General features: G+C 71.6%; 11 protein-coding genes. 8 read left to right on the top strand and 3 right to left on the bottom strand.

Going from position 1 to position 13,161, the window contains the following annotated elements:
• The first annotated feature begins 92 nt into the window (after positions 1-92).
• Both thrC and K7C20_RS31355 read left to right on the top strand, forming a co-directional pair.
• Positions 93-1,178, top strand: coding sequence for a threonine synthase (gene thrC / locus K7C20_RS31360; RefSeq protein WP_053209302.1), 1,086 nt, complete (start codon positions 93-95; stop codon positions 1,176-1,178).
• 195 nt (positions 1,179-1,373) lie between these two features.
• Complete coding sequence (locus tag K7C20_RS31355) at positions 1,374-2,618, top strand: sensor histidine kinase (protein WP_222892693.1); 1,245 nt, start codon at positions 1,374-1,376, stop codon at positions 2,616-2,618.
• Between the two features lie 110 nt (positions 2,619-2,728).
• Here the strand turns inward: K7C20_RS31355 and K7C20_RS31350 are convergent, their stop codons facing one another.
• Positions 2,729-3,496 carry a PaaX family transcriptional regulator C-terminal domain-containing protein gene (locus K7C20_RS31350; protein ID WP_030078438.1) on the bottom strand — a complete coding sequence of 256 codons (768 nt, stop codon included), beginning with the start codon at positions 3,494-3,496 and terminating at the stop codon, positions 2,729-2,731.
• An 80-nt stretch (positions 3,497-3,576) separates the two neighbouring features.
• Here K7C20_RS31350 and K7C20_RS31345 point away from each other — a divergent pair, with 80 nt between their 5' ends.
• From K7C20_RS31345 to K7C20_RS31330, 4 genes are all read left to right on the top strand, one after another.
• Positions 3,577-5,241: an acyl-CoA dehydrogenase family protein gene (locus K7C20_RS31345; RefSeq protein WP_053210467.1), complete on the top strand. Its 1,665-nt coding sequence runs from the start codon at positions 3,577-3,579 to the stop codon at positions 5,239-5,241.
• Positions 5,241-6,029 carry a crotonase/enoyl-CoA hydratase family protein gene (locus tag K7C20_RS31340; RefSeq protein WP_053210466.1) on the top strand — a complete coding sequence of 263 codons (789 nt, stop codon included), beginning with the start codon at positions 5,241-5,243 and terminating at the stop codon, positions 6,027-6,029. The genes K7C20_RS31345 and K7C20_RS31340 overlap by 1 nt, the downstream gene beginning before the upstream one ends.
• 435 nt (positions 6,030-6,464) lie before the next feature.
• Entirely contained in the window at positions 6,465-8,018 is a 1,554-nt protein-coding gene (locus tag K7C20_RS31335; RefSeq protein ID WP_030078443.1) for an AbgT family transporter, read from the top strand.
• Positions 8,019-8,065: 47 nt separating this feature from the next.
• Positions 8,066-9,526: an amidase gene (locus tag K7C20_RS31330; RefSeq protein WP_222892692.1), complete on the top strand. Its 1,461-nt coding sequence runs from the start codon at positions 8,066-8,068 to the stop codon at positions 9,524-9,526.
• On the opposite strand, the gene K7C20_RS31325 is transcribed toward K7C20_RS31330, so the two are convergent.
• Both K7C20_RS31325 and K7C20_RS31320 read right to left on the bottom strand, forming a co-directional pair.
• Positions 9,516-10,568, bottom strand: a complete 1,053-nt coding sequence (locus tag K7C20_RS31325; RefSeq protein WP_048829039.1) for an Lrp/AsnC family transcriptional regulator — start codon at positions 10,566-10,568, stop codon at positions 9,516-9,518. The genes K7C20_RS31330 and K7C20_RS31325 overlap by 11 nt on opposite strands.
• Positions 10,569-10,716: 148 nt before the next feature.
• A complete protein-coding gene (locus K7C20_RS31320; protein WP_030078451.1) occupies positions 10,717-11,082 on the bottom strand; it encodes a YciI family protein in 366 nt (121 codons plus the stop codon).
• A 128-nt stretch (positions 11,083-11,210) separates the two neighbouring features.
• Here K7C20_RS31320 and K7C20_RS31315 point away from each other — a divergent pair, with 128 nt between their 5' ends.
• Entirely contained in the window at positions 11,211-11,717 is a 507-nt protein-coding gene (locus tag K7C20_RS31315; protein WP_053210463.1) for a DUF1990 family protein, read from the top strand.
• A 168-nt stretch (positions 11,718-11,885) separates the two neighbouring features.
• Positions 11,886-13,109 carry a metallophosphoesterase gene (locus K7C20_RS31310; RefSeq protein ID WP_053210462.1) on the top strand — a complete coding sequence of 408 codons (1,224 nt, stop codon included), beginning with the start codon at positions 11,886-11,888 and terminating at the stop codon, positions 13,107-13,109.
• Positions 13,110-13,161 lie beyond the last annotated feature (52 nt).

Genomic DNA, 13,161 nt, shown 5'->3' with positions numbered 1-13,161 from the left:
CCGGTACGAACGTTTCACTCCATCGCCGCATCCAGCCTTACAGTAACAATCGTAATCCCGTTCGTCCCTCTACCGGATCGGTGAGAACAGTGATCACTTCCACCACGGCAGGCTCCCGCCACTGGCAGGGCCTGATCAGCGCCTACCGGCCCTGGCTGCCGGTCAGCGACAGCACGCCCGTCGTCTCCCTGCACGAGGGCAACACCCCACTCCTGCGTGCCGAGCATCTGTCCGCCCTGACCGATTGCGAGGTGTGGCTGAAGGTCGAGGGCGCCAACCCCACCGGCTCGTTCAAGGACCGCGGCATCACCGTGGCCGTCAGCAAGGCCCTGGAAACGAGCCCGGACAGCACGATCGTGTGTGCATCGACCGGCAACACCAGTGCCTCGGCCGCCGCCTACGCCGCACGGGCCGGACTCCCGGCCGCCGTCCTGGTTCCCCAGGGAAGCGTCGCGCTCGGCAAGCTGGCCCAGGCCGTCCGGTACGGAGCGAAGATCATCAAGGTCGACGGCTCCTTCGACGACTGCCTGCGGATCGCCCGGGAGCTTTCCGCGCATCACCCGGTCACCTTGGTCAACTCGGTCAACGACCACCGCCTCGCGGGCCAGCAGACCGTTGCCTTCGAGATCATCGACGCCCTGGGTGACGCCCCGGACATCCACTGCCTGCCGGTCGGCAACGCCGGCAACATCACCGCCGTCTGGCGCGGCTACACCGCCTACGCCGCCGCGCACCTGGCCACCGGCCGCCCCCGGATGTGGGGCTTCCAAGCCGCGGGCGCGGCACCCCTGGTCAACGGGGCCGTCGTCGCCCGGCCGAAGACGGTGGCCAATGCGATCCAGATCGGCAACCCCGCTTCCTGGGACGGGGCGCTGTCCGCGCGCGAGGAATCGGGCGGCCTGCTCTCCGCCGTGACCGATGAACAGATCCTCAGCGCCTACCGGCTGCTCGCCCGGCGGGAAGGCGTCTTCGCCGAACCCGCCTCGGCCGCCGCCATCGCCGGTCTGCTCGCGGAACACGGCCGAGGACGGCTCGACGCCGGCCAGCGGATCGTCATCACGGTCAGCGGAAACGGCCTCAAGGACCCGGAGACCTCGATGCTGGGTGGCCATGAATCCGTCGAGACCTCGCCCCGAACCGCCGAGGTCGCGCAGGCCATGAATCTGACGGCGGCCTGACGCCTCGGTCGGCGGGCCGGGCCGGGAGGTGATCCATTACTTACTGCCGGTTTATGGCCCCTTTGGGAAGGATGGTGAGGCTTCACAACTGTCGCGTGCCTTGAGGCATCTGAGGAAGGACCCGCAGTGCACCTACTCGTCACCCCGGTATCAGTGGCCTTGCCCGCTTCGTCGGGCCATCGGGGCTGACCCGCCGTGGCAACCTCCTCCCAGCTGCCCCCTTCGGTGACCGCACCTCCGAAGCCCACCTGGAGTCCGGAGCCGCACCTCCGTCCCGCGCCGTGGTTGCGGCCGACCATCCGCATAAGGCTCGCGCTGCTGTACGGCGGCATGTTCCTGATGGCCGGCGTCGTGCTGCTGACGATCATCTACATCCTGGCGGCCAACACCCTCAAGGAGGCGCCGGAGTTCAGAGTGTTCGGCAGCAACGTCCGGGTGGGCAATATCAGTTGTCCCGACCTGCCGTCGGTCGGGACGGTCGACGAGATCAACTCGGCGATCGGCACCTGCATCCGCGACCAGCGCGCCATGGCGCTGCACAGCTTCCTGAACCGTTCCCTGATCGCTCTGGTGGGTCTGACGGTGGTGGCTTTCGCTTTCGGTTATGCGATGGCGGGGCGGGTGCTGTCGCCGTTGGGGCGGATCACGCGTACCGCGCAGCGGGTGGCCGGGTCGGATCTGCACCGGCGGATCGAGCTGGGCGGGCCGGACGACGAGCTCAAGGAGCTGGCGGACACCTTCGACGAGATGCTGGACCGCCTCGACCGGGCCTTCGAGTCGCAGCGGCGGTTCGTCTCCAACGCCTCGCACGAGCTGCGCACGCCGCTGGCGATCAACCGGACGCTGCTGGAGGTCCAGCTCGCCGACCCGGAGGCGTCGCCCGAGCTCCAGCAGCTGGGCAAGACGCTGCTGGCGACGAACGAGCGCAGCGAGCAGCTGGTGGAGGGCCTGCTGCTGCTCGCCCGCAGTGAGAACAAGGTCGTCGACAAGCGGCCGGTGGATCTGTCGGAGGTGGCCGCGCAGGCGGTCGACCAGAGCCGTGCGGAGGCGCACGGCAAGGGGGTGGAGTTCCGCGGGGTGCGCGGGCAGGTCTTCGTGCAGGGCAACGGCGTCCTCCTGGAGCGCATCGCGCTCAATCTCGTCCAGAACGCGGTGCGCTACAACGTGCCCGAGGACGGCTGGGTGGAGGTCAGCACCGAGCCGCAGCCCGGCTGCGCGGTCCTGGTGGTCGCCAACACCGGACCGGTGGTCCCCGCCTACGAGGTGGAGAACCTCTTCGAGCCCTTCCGGCGGCTGCGCACCGAGCGCACCGGCAGCGACAAGGGCGTCGGCCTCGGCCTGTCCATCGTCCGCTCCGTGGTCCGCGCACACGACGGCACCATCACCGCCCAGCCCCGCGAGGGCGGCGGACTCGTCATGCGGGTCGTCCTGCCCTCGTAGGCACGGTTCTCCGCCGCCACCCGAACCCGAACCCGGCTCACCGTCAGTCGCGTGGCGCGGAAATCGCAGAGACTTCGCATGCAGCGGATCAACCCGTGGGCAGGCAGCCCTCAGTCGGTCAAGTACTGCCGCAGCAGATCTCGCAGTTCGGTCTCGAACGCGGCGTAGCGGGAGCGGAGTGGGGCGCCGGGCCAGTCCCCCGGCAGCAGTTCGGCGGGCAGCAGTGGGTCGGAGAGGAGATGGCGGAGGGCGGCGGCCGCGACCGTGAAGCGGTCGGCGGGGGTGTCGGCGCGGTCCAGTGCGGACGTCAGGGCGCAGGCCCGATGTGCCCAGCCGGTCAGGTCCCACAGCCGGGCGGCGAGTGCGGCCGGATCGCCGTCCGGGGTGCCGGTGAGCCAGGTGCACTGCCCGGTGACGACGGCGGGGCGGGTCCGGTCGAGGTTGGCGGGGCGCAGCCAGCTGCCCTCGCGGAGCTCGGCCAGTCGCAGCTCCGCCATGGCCTGGCGCAGCGCGGTGCGCTCGGCGGCCGGCCGGCGTTCCGCGGTGGCGACGACGGCGATCTCCCAGTCCCCGCCCCAGGGCCGTGTTCCGGGTGAGCGGCTCTCGTCCTGCCGGGCCTGGCGCGCCAGCAAGCGGGTGGTGAGCGCGTACGAGCCGTCGGCCTGCCGCAGGTCGTCGGCGGCCACCATGCGGGAGAGCGCGACCCGGACCGTTCCCTCGGCGATGCCGAACAGCTCGCCGACCCGCACCAGGGCGCGCGCGGGCAGCCGCGGCGGGTGATGGCCGAGGAGGGTGCTCAGCACGATGGAGCGTGCGGTGAGCGGCCGCAGCGCGAGGGCGGCGGCTTCGGTGCCGTCGGGGGTGTCGTCGTCGTTCATATGTGCACGAAATTCTAGCGATGCCGACCTGCGGCATTACAGTCTTCCCACGACTGTTCGGATTCTGTAACGTCGATGCCATGACCGTCACCCATGAAGTCGTGAATCAGGCCCCGCCGCTGACCGGGTTCAGCACGGCGGACGAGCCGGCCCTGCTGGAGGCACTGCGCCGGGACGGCGCCGAGTGGGGCGCCGGGGAGGTGTCCGAGCTCGGCGCGCTGGCGGGTTCCGCGGCGGTGCAGGACCAGGCCCGCTGCGCGGAGGAGCAGCCGCCCCGGCTGCACACCCACGACCGGTTCGGGCACCGCATCGACGAGGTCGAATTCCACCCGGCCTGGCATCAGCTGATGACCGTCGCGGTGGAGCACGGTCTGCATGCCGCGCCCTGGGCCGACGACCGCGCCGGGGCGCATCTGGTGCGTGCCGCGAAGTTCTACGTCTGGTCGCAGGCCGAGGCGGGGCACGGCTGTCCGGTCTCGATGACGTACGCCGCCGTCCCCGCGCTGCGCGCCGCACCGGAACTCGCCGCGCAGTACGAGCCGCTGCTCGCCTCCCGCAGCTACGACTTCGGGCTGCGGGCACCGCTGGCCAAGTCGGGTCTGATCGCGGGCATGTCGATGACGGAGAAGCAGGGCGGCTCCGACGTACGGGCCAACACCACCCGCGCGGTTCCGGCCGACGACGGCACCTACCGCCTCACCGGCCACAAGTGGTTCACCTCGGCGCCGATGAGCGATGTGTTCCTGGCGCTGGCGCAGACCGAGGAGGGGCTCGGCTGCTTCCTGGTGCCGAGGGTGCTGCCGGACGGCGCGCTCAACGGCATGCGGCTGATGCGGCTCAAGGACAAGCTGGGCAACCGCTCCAACGCGTCCTCCGAGATCGAGTACGACGGGGCGGTGGCCTGGCCGGTCGGTGAGCCGGGCCGCGGGGTGCGGACCATCGTCGAGATGGTGAACATGACCCGGCTCGACTGTGTGCTGGGGTCGGCGGCCGGGATGCGGGCGGGGCTGCGGCAGGCGCTGCACCACACCGCGCACCGGCAGGCCTTCGGGCGGGAGTTGGGCCGCCAGCCGCTGATGCGCTCGGTGCTCGCCGATCTGGCGGTCGAGTCGGAGGCGGCGACGCTGCTGGGGATGCGGCTGGCGACGGCGGTGGACCGGTCGCAGGCCGGCGACGCCGGGGAGGCCGCGCTGCGCCGGCTGGCACTCGCGGCCGGGAAGTACTGGGTGTGCAAGCGGGGCAGTACCCATGCGGCGGAGGCCCTGGAGTGCCTGGGCGGCAACGGCTACGTCGAGGATTCCGGCATGCCGCGGCTCTACCGGGAGGCACCGCTGCTGTCCATCTGGGAGGGCTCGGGGAACGTCGCCGCGCTCGATGTGCTGCGGGCGCTGGGCAAGGAGCCGACCGCACTGGACGCATTCCTCGCGGAGGTGGAGACCGCGGCGGGTGCCGACCGCCGGCTGGACGCGGCGGTGGCCGGGGTCCGCAAGATGCTCGGCCGCCTCGCCGATCCCGAGCGGGCGCAGCTGATGGCGCGGTCGCTGGCGGAGCGGCTGGCGTTGGTGCTCCAGGGTTCGCTGCTGGTGCGGTACAGCCACCCGGCGGTCGCCGACGCGTTCTGCGCCTCGCGGCTCGACGGGGAGTGGGGCAATGCCTTCGGCACCCTGCCGGCCGGGGCCGATCTGGCCTCGATCCTGGAGCGTGCCCGTCCGGCGACGGCGGATGCGGCCGGAGGCGTGGCCTGATGCCGGTACGGGTCGAGCGCGCCGGGCCGGTGACGACGGTGGTGCTGTCCCGGCCGGCGTCCCGTAACGCCGTGGACGGTGCGACGGCCGCCCAATTGGCCGCCGCCTTCCGGGAGTTCGACGAGGACGACGGCGCACGGGTCGCGGTGCTGTGGGGCGAGGGCGGGACGTTCTGCTCCGGCGCCGACCTCAAGGCGATCGGCACCGGGCGCGGTAACCGCGTGGCCCCGGACGGGGACGGGCCGATGGGACCGACGCGGATGCGGCTCGGCAAGCCGGTGATCGCGGCGGTCGCCGGCCATGCGGTGGCCGGCGGTCTGGAGCTGGCGCTCTGGTGCGATCTCCGGGTGGCGGAGGAGGACGCGGTCTTCGGGGTGTTCTGCCGGCGCTGGGGGGTGCCGCTGATCGACGGCGGTACGGTCCGGCTGCCGCGGCTGATCGGCGCGAGCCGGGCGATGGACCTGGTGCTGACGGGGCGCCCGGTCCCGGCCGCGGAGGCGCTGGACATCGGTCTCGTCCATCGTGTGGTGCCGGCCGGGACGGCCCGCGCGGAGGCGGAGCTGCTGGCGGCGGAGATCGCCCGCTTCCCGCAGGCATGCCTGCGCAGCGACCGCGCCTCCCTGCTGGACCAGGAGGGCAGCGACGAGCGGTCCGCGATGGCGGAGGAACTCCGTTACGGCCAGGCGGTGTTGGCCGAGTCGATGGAGGGCGCGGCGCGGTTCGCCGCGGGGGCGGGGCGGCACGGGGCGCCGGACGGGGGCCCGGGGGGGGGCGGCGGACCGGAATGAAGGGGCGGCCGGACGGAGCCGGTCGGTGACGTGATCCCGCCGACCAGGCAGCAGAAGCAGTACGCCGGCCGGGCCCGGCCCCAGAGCGTCGATGAGCGCCTGGCGGAGGCCGCCCCGGGCGCGGCGAAGGCGTCGTGCGCCGGTCGGGCTTGAGCCCGATCCCCGCGGAGGGCGAGCAGCCGTCCCCGGTAGGGGGCCGCCCTGGGCCGTCGTGCCGGGGCGGCCGCCGGATGACCGGCGGCGCGGAGACGGCCGGCCGCGGCTCGGCGGGCACTGCCCGTCATAGAGGTGCGCTCGACCCGGCCGATGGCCGTTTTTCTGCGATTTGCAGCCTCCGATGGACATTCCTCTTTACCTCTCCGGAGTTTTGCGCCGGGCCCCCCGATAGTGGCGCGCACGCACACCGCGCCACGCTCCGGGACGAGGTAGGTATCGATGAAGGTATGGGAACGGAACTCCCCACCGCCGGCAGGATTGCTGGGCCGAGTCGAGCGATGGGTCAACCGGCTGCCCAATCCGTTCGTGCTCTTCGCCGGCATCTTCTGCTTCGTCGCCGTGCTGTCGACGGTGATCGCCGCCTGCGACGGGTCGGTCCAGGTGCCGGGTGAGAAGAACCCGACACCCGTGCTCGGCGCGCTGACGCCGGAGGGCCTCAGCCATCTCCTCGGCACGGCCATCGATTCCTTCATGGCCTTCCCCGCGCTCGGCCCCGTGCTGGTGATCGCCATGGGCATAGGCGTCGCGCAGGGAACCGGCGCCCTGGAATGTCTGATGCGGGTCGTTTTCCTGCGGGTGTCGAGACGTTGGGTTCCCTACCTCGTCGCCTTTGTCGCCTGCCAGGGACACGTACTGGCCGACTCCGCCTACATCCTGCTGCCGTCACTCGCCGCGATCGTCTTCAAGGCGGTGGGACGACACCCGGTGGCGGGCCTGCTCGGCGCCTTCGTCTGCGTGGGGAGCGGCTACGACGGCGGCATTCTGCTCGGCACCCTCGACGTGACCACGACCGGCATCACGCACAGCGCGGCAGATCTGCTGCCGGGCATCGACGGCTATCACCTCCACATCGCCATGAACTGGTTCTTCACCGCGGCGACGGGTCTGCTGCTGCCCCTGGTCGGCGGCTTCCTCATCGACCGGGTACTCGAACCCCGGCTGGCTCCCTGGAACCCGGAGCACGACCCCGCTCATTCCGGTCCGGAGGGCGAGGGCACCGAGACGATCGCGACACCGGTACAGCGCCGGGCGCTGCTGATCAGCGGTGCCGTGACGCTGGCGGTCGCCGCTGCCGTGGTCACCGCCTGGCTGCTGCCGGGAAGCCCGCTGCGCGGGGAGGGCGGGGTGCTGGCGCCCTCCCCGTTCGTCGACAGCCTCGCCCTCGTGCTGTCCGGGCTGTTCTTCCTCTTCGGCATCGTCTACGCCCGCTGTGGCGGGGTCGAGAAGGAAGCGCGTGCCGCCTACCCGCACATCATCGGCGCGGTGCGGGACATGTCCGGGTTCGTGGTGCTCGTCTTCGCCATCGCGCAGACCATCAATCTGCTGACGTGGAGCAACTTGGGCAAGTTCTTCGCCATCGGCCTCGCGGACGGGGCGAAGTCCGCCGGGCTCGGCGGCTTCGGGATTCTGCTCGCCGTCGTCCTGGTGACCTCGCTGCTCAACCTGGTCATCACCTCGGGCTCCGCGCTGTGGTCCATCCTGGGCACCGTCATGGTGCCGGCCGGGATGCTGCTCGGCCTCTCCCCCGCCGCCATGCATGCGGCCTTCCGGATCGGCGACTCCGTGACCGGGGCGATCACGCCCATGCAGGTCTTCCTGTACTTCGCCCTGGTCTCGGCGCAGAAGTACCAGCCCGAGCTGAGACTCGGCACGGTCATCTCCCGGCTGGTGCCCTTCGCCCTGGCCTTCGCCACGGTGTGGACCGTCATCCTCACCGGTTTCTACTTCCTCGACCTGCCGCTGGGACCCGGCGCGCCCATCCACCTGCCGTGAGCCCGTCATCCGACACCCGACACCCGAGACAAGGACTGCTGATCTTCGTGACCGAGAATGACCTCCTGTGGCTGCCGGCCCGGGAACTGGTGGAACTCCAGCGGCGCCGTGAGGTGTCCGCGCGCGAGATCCTCGACGCGCACCTCGCCCAGATCGACGCGGTGAACCCGAAGGTCAACGCGATCATCACGCTCGCCGAGGACCGTGCCCGTCAGCTCGCCGCCCGCGCCGACGCCGTCGCCGCACGAGGCGAACTGCTCGGCCCCCTGCACGGCCTCCCGGTCGCGCACAAGGACCTCGCCCCGACCAAGGGCATCCGTACGACCTACGGTTCGAAGCTGTACGCCGACCATGTGCCGGATCACGATGCGCTGGTCGTGGAGCAGTTGGTGCACGCGGGTGCCGTGACGGTGGGCAAGACCAATGTGCCCGAGTTCGGAGCGGGCATCCAGAGCACCAACGAACTGTTCGGCCCCACCCGCAATCCGTACGACCTGAACCTGACGGCCGGCGGCAGCAGCGGCGGGGCGGCGGCCGCCGTCGCGACCGGCATGGTCGCCATCGCCGACGGCGGCGACACCGGAGGGTCGCTGCGCAACCCGGCGACCTTCTGCAACGTCGTGGGGCTGCGGCCCTCGGTGGGATCGATTCCGATGTGGCCGGCGAACGACCCGTTCGCGCCGCTGAGCATCCAGGGCCCGATCGGCCGTACCGTCGACGACGTCGCCCTTCAGATGAGCGTGCTGACCCGGCCCGATCCGCGGTCCCCCTGGGGCCTCGGCGACCCGTCCCGGTTCCGTGCCGGTCTGGAGTACGACTTCTCCGACGTGCCCGTGGCGTGGAGTCCGGACCTCGGCGGCCAGCTCGCCGTCGACGACGCCGTACGCACCGCGATGGGCCCGGTGTTCGACGCGCTGACCGGGATCTCCGGCAAGGTCGGCGTGGCGGCCCCGGACATGACCGGGGCCGACGAGGCGTTCCGCACCCTGCGCGGCTGGTACCGGGCGCTCAACTACGGCGACCGGTACGCCGCGCACCCGGAGTCCTTCGGCACCAGGGTCCGCCAGGACATCGAGCACGGGCTGGCGACGACCTCGGCAGGCCTCATGCGCGCGCACAAGCTCCGGGGGCAGCTCTTCCAGCGGTTCGCCGCATTCACCGGCACCTACCGCTATCTGGTGACGGTCACCACCCAGGTGCTGCCGTGGAGCGCGGATCAGCTGTGGCCGGAGCGCATCGGATCCACCAGGAGCGAGAACTACCTCGACTGCATGCGCTCCATGTACTGGTTCACCGTGCTCGGCGTGCCCGCCCTGTCGGTTCCGGCGGGGTTCACCCGGGACGGGCTTCCCGTAGGAGTGCAGATCGTCGGGCGCAGCGGCGACGACCTCGGCGTACTGCGCCTGGCCCGGCAGATCGAGCGGACGCTCGGCGCGGGCCTGCGGCGCCCGCCCGTCGCGGTCCCCCTTCGTGGCGGTGGGACCGGCGGTACCCGCCTCACCGCCTGAGGCCGCTCGGACGCCAGATGTCGAGGGGGACGACGCCACGGCTTCGTCCCCACCCGTCCAGCAGATGACCGCACAGCTTGTCCTGTCGCAGGACCACGGAACGGTCCGCGATCTGCGCGTACGGGAGCGCCTGCCGTAGCTGCACCGCCCAGTCGTGCAGCGCGTCCACCGAGTGCAGGGTGACGGTGACCAGCAGGTTGCTGGCGCCGGAGAGCGCCGCGCAGCTGCGGGTCTCGGGGAAGGCGCCGAGGGTACGGCCGGCTTCCTCCAGCAGTTCGTCCGGAACGTTGAGCCACAGCAGCGCACCGGTCGGCCAGCCGGCGAGAGGCCGCGCGACATCGCAGCGCAGCAGCAGGTCGCGGTTGCCCAGCAGCCGGTTCAGCCGGCGCTGCACGGTCCGGGGCGTGACACCGAGCCGGGTGGCGATATCGGTGTAGCGGAGCCGTCCGTCGTCGCTCAGCGCGACGATCAGGTCGCGTTCCCAGTTGCTGTACGCCGCGGTCTCCGCGCCGTGCGGTTCCGGCAGGGTGCTGCGCAGGGCCCGCTCCTGGCGCTGGTTGAGCACCCCGAGGCGCCACTGCGATCCCGTACGGAAGTTACGGGTGACCAGGTGGGAACGGACGCGGACGACGCCCTCGTGCCGGGGCAGGCCGGTGAGCAGGTAGTCGGACATCGAAGGGAAGTCCGGAGTGAAGGCGATCGCGAACAGATCGTAGGTGCCGGCGACATGCTGAATGGTGAGCAGGTGGGGCTCACGGGACAGCTCGGCCGCCACCTGCGCGGCGCTGCCCGGCTCGCAGTGGATCTCGACGAAGGCCCGGCACGTCCGGTACAGGAGGCCGGGCCCCAGCGCGGGTGTCACCCAGGCCAGCCCGTTGCTCTGGAGGCGCTCCCACCGGCGGGCCAGCGTCACCGCGTCCAGCCCGAGCACAGGTCCCAGCTCGCTCCAGGTAGCGCGGGGCGTGGCTTGCAGTGCGTTGGCCAGCAGCAGGTCGTCCTCGTCCAGCTGTCCGGGCCGCGGCACCTCGGGATCGATGCTCACCCGACGAGTCTATAGAGGAGGTACTCCCCCCTCCAGAGAGAAGCACCCCGCCTCCGGGCCGGCGGACACCGAAGGGCCCGCGGCAAAAGCACCCCTTCCGCGCCGGCAACGGGATGATCCGCGTGCCGCACCGCTGCCTGCGGGCCGGTCAGGTTTCGCCCATGCCGAACGAGTCGTGGACGGGCCGCACCTCGACCGCCACGACATGGGCATCGACGACGCGTTCGGCGATCGCCCGCGCCCGCTCCGGGCTCGTGCAGTCGATCACGAAGTAGGCGGTCAGCTGCTCGGGGGTTCCCGTGAGCGGCCCGTCCGTCGCGGTCGGCCCCTCCCTGCGCCACCGCATGGTCGTCGTGTCCTTCGGGTAGGCGAGCCCGGCTCCGTTGAGCATCTCGCCGGTGCCCGCCAGGTCTTGGTGGAGCGCTTCGTGCCGTCGGAACACCTCGGCGCGGTCCGCGGCGGACATCGCTTCGGTCGCTGCGGGATCGGCGTACATCAGCACCATGTACTTCATGCCACCACCCTGGCACCGAACCCCGTGCGTATGCGGTCACCGCACCAGGCGAGCGTCGTTGATCGCCGGCGGTTCACCCCGTACCGTCGCCCTCCCGCGCCCCGCCCGCCCCCGAGGAGCCGCACCGCATGAGCGAGCTGAACTACCCCGAGGAGGGCGGCACCCGGTACACCCCGCTGCCGCCCGGCTACCACCACCTCCGCGAGGAGCTGCCGATCGGCCACGGCCGGGCGGTGCTGACCGCGGCGGGCGAGGCGATCACCACCTTCCGGATGCATCGCGCGGCCGGCACCCGCATCCGGGCCGACGCCCCGCGGGCCGCGCCGGGCGTGGGCGTCGAGGTGTCGCTGGGCCTCGGACCGCTGCGGCTGCGGGCGCCGTGCACGGTGGTGTGGACGGTGGCCGAGGAGGACCGCATCGGCTTCGGATACGGGGCCAGGAAGGGCCATCCCCAGTGCGGCGAGGAGGCGTTCGTCGCCGAGCTGCGTGCCGACGGCTCGGTGTGGTTCACGGTGACCGCCTTCAGCCGCCCCGCCCGGGCGGTCACCCGCCTGGGCGGCCCGCTGGTGCCCGTCTTCCAGCGGCAGTACGTCCGCCATCTCGGCCGCACCCTCCGCCGCCTCGCGAACCGGTGATCCAGCACGCTCCCACCGCCTCGTCCGGCGATCCGCTCACCCCCTGATGCCCCCTGGAACACGCTTTGTTACCGGCGCGTAGCGAAGCGGCCCACGATCGCCATACGTCCACCCCGGCTTCATCATTTCGTCACCATCACCTCTGCCGACCGTGAAAGAAAACCAGGCATGTGTGAAGACGAACTGATCCCGCCGCAGGCGGACATGACCGAGCAGGAGTGGCTGCGGGCCGGCTCGGCAACGACGGCCGGGGGGCCGCCGACGCGTACGACGGGGCGCGTTCCGCAGTGGGTGAACCGGCGGACGCTGCTGGGTGGCGCGATGGCGGGTGCGGCGCTCGCGGTGCTGCCTTCGCCGGCCCAGTCGCCCGCGTCCGCCGCGCCCCGCCTCGGGGGCCCGGGAGCCTTCCCGTTCCCGGAACACCCCAATGGCAAGGGTGAGTTCGCGGTTCTGGTCACCGGAGACGCGGGGACGGGGGACGAGGCGCAGTACGCGGTGGCGGCCGCCGCGCACGATGTCTGCCGGGCCGAGCGCATCGGCCTCGCCGTCGGTCTCGGCGACAACATTTACGAGAACGGGCCGGAGTCCGACGACGACTCCGAGTTCCAGGACAAGTTCGAGCGGCCGAACAGCGGCATCGATGTGCCCTGGCTGATGGTGCTGGGCAATCACGACTGCTCGGGGCTGATCCCCGGCAGCGGCGGCGACCCCTCGCGCGGTGACCGCGAGGTCTCCTATGCCGCCACGTCGCGGCGCTGGTACATGCCGACCCGCTACTACAGCGTGCCGCTGCCGGCCGCCGATCCGCTGGTGGAGTTCTTCGCGATCGACACCATTCCCTGGTCGTCGTACGTCGCCCAGCTCGATCCGCACTACCGGTGGGACGGGCCGTACATGCGAGAGCAGCGGAGCTGGCTGGACGGTGCGCTCCGTGCCTCGCGGGCCCGCTGGAAGGTGGTGATCGGACACCACCCGTACCTCAACAACGGCAAGCACGGCAGCGCCGGATCCTATGACGGTTTCGAGATCGGGAACTACACCAGCGGCGTCCATCTCAAGGACATGTACGAGAAGGTGGTGTGCGGACGGGCCGATCTGATCCTGTCCGGCCACGATCACACGCTGCAGATCCTGGAGCCGACGGCCCGTACGGGCGGCACCCGGCAGGTGGTGTGCGGTGCGTCGGCCAAGACGGAGGACGGCACGGCGCACTTCGGGCACCCGGCGGCCTGGCAGAACTTCTCCGACCACGGGTTCATGGTGCTGAAGGTGTCCGGCGCGCGGCTGACCATCGATGCCTACACCGTCGATGTGGCGACGCGGAAGGCCACCCTGCGGCACCGGGCCCACCAGACCCGGCCGGTCGCGGCGCCGTCGCGGGTGCACGCCTGACGGCAGGAGCCGTCCCGGAGCGGTGGCCCCGGGACGGCTCACCGGTGCTGCG

Source organism: Streptomyces decoyicus (assembly GCF_019880305.1).
GTDB classification, from domain to species: domain Bacteria; phylum Actinomycetota; class Actinomycetes; order Streptomycetales; family Streptomycetaceae; genus Streptomyces; species Streptomyces decoyicus.
The sequence above is the reverse complement of the archived record's forward strand: the minus strand, read 5'-3'. Positions and strand labels throughout refer to the sequence as shown.

Bases quoted from the DNA above. Each gene is read 5' to 3' on its own strand.
- K7C20_RS31350 (WP_030078438.1), bottom strand. From the start codon at position 3,496: ATGAACGACGACGACACCCCCGACGGCACCGAAGCCGCCGCCCTCGCG.
- K7C20_RS31345 (WP_053210467.1), top strand. From the start codon at position 3,577: ATGACCGTCACCCATGAAGTCGTGAATCAGGCCCCGCCGCTGACCGGG.
- K7C20_RS31340 (WP_053210466.1), top strand. From the start codon at position 5,241: ATGCCGGTACGGGTCGAGCGCGCCGGGCCGGTGACGACGGTGGTGCTG.
- K7C20_RS31335 (WP_030078443.1), top strand. From the start codon at position 6,465: ATGAAGGTATGGGAACGGAACTCCCCACCGCCGGCAGGATTGCTGGGC.
- K7C20_RS31320 (WP_030078451.1), bottom strand. From the start codon at position 11,082: ATGAAGTACATGGTGCTGATGTACGCCGATCCCGCAGCGACCGAAGCG.
- K7C20_RS31315 (WP_053210463.1), top strand. From the start codon at position 11,211: ATGAGCGAGCTGAACTACCCCGAGGAGGGCGGCACCCGGTACACCCCG.
- K7C20_RS31310 (WP_053210462.1), top strand. From the start codon at position 11,886: ATGTGTGAAGACGAACTGATCCCGCCGCAGGCGGACATGACCGAGCAG.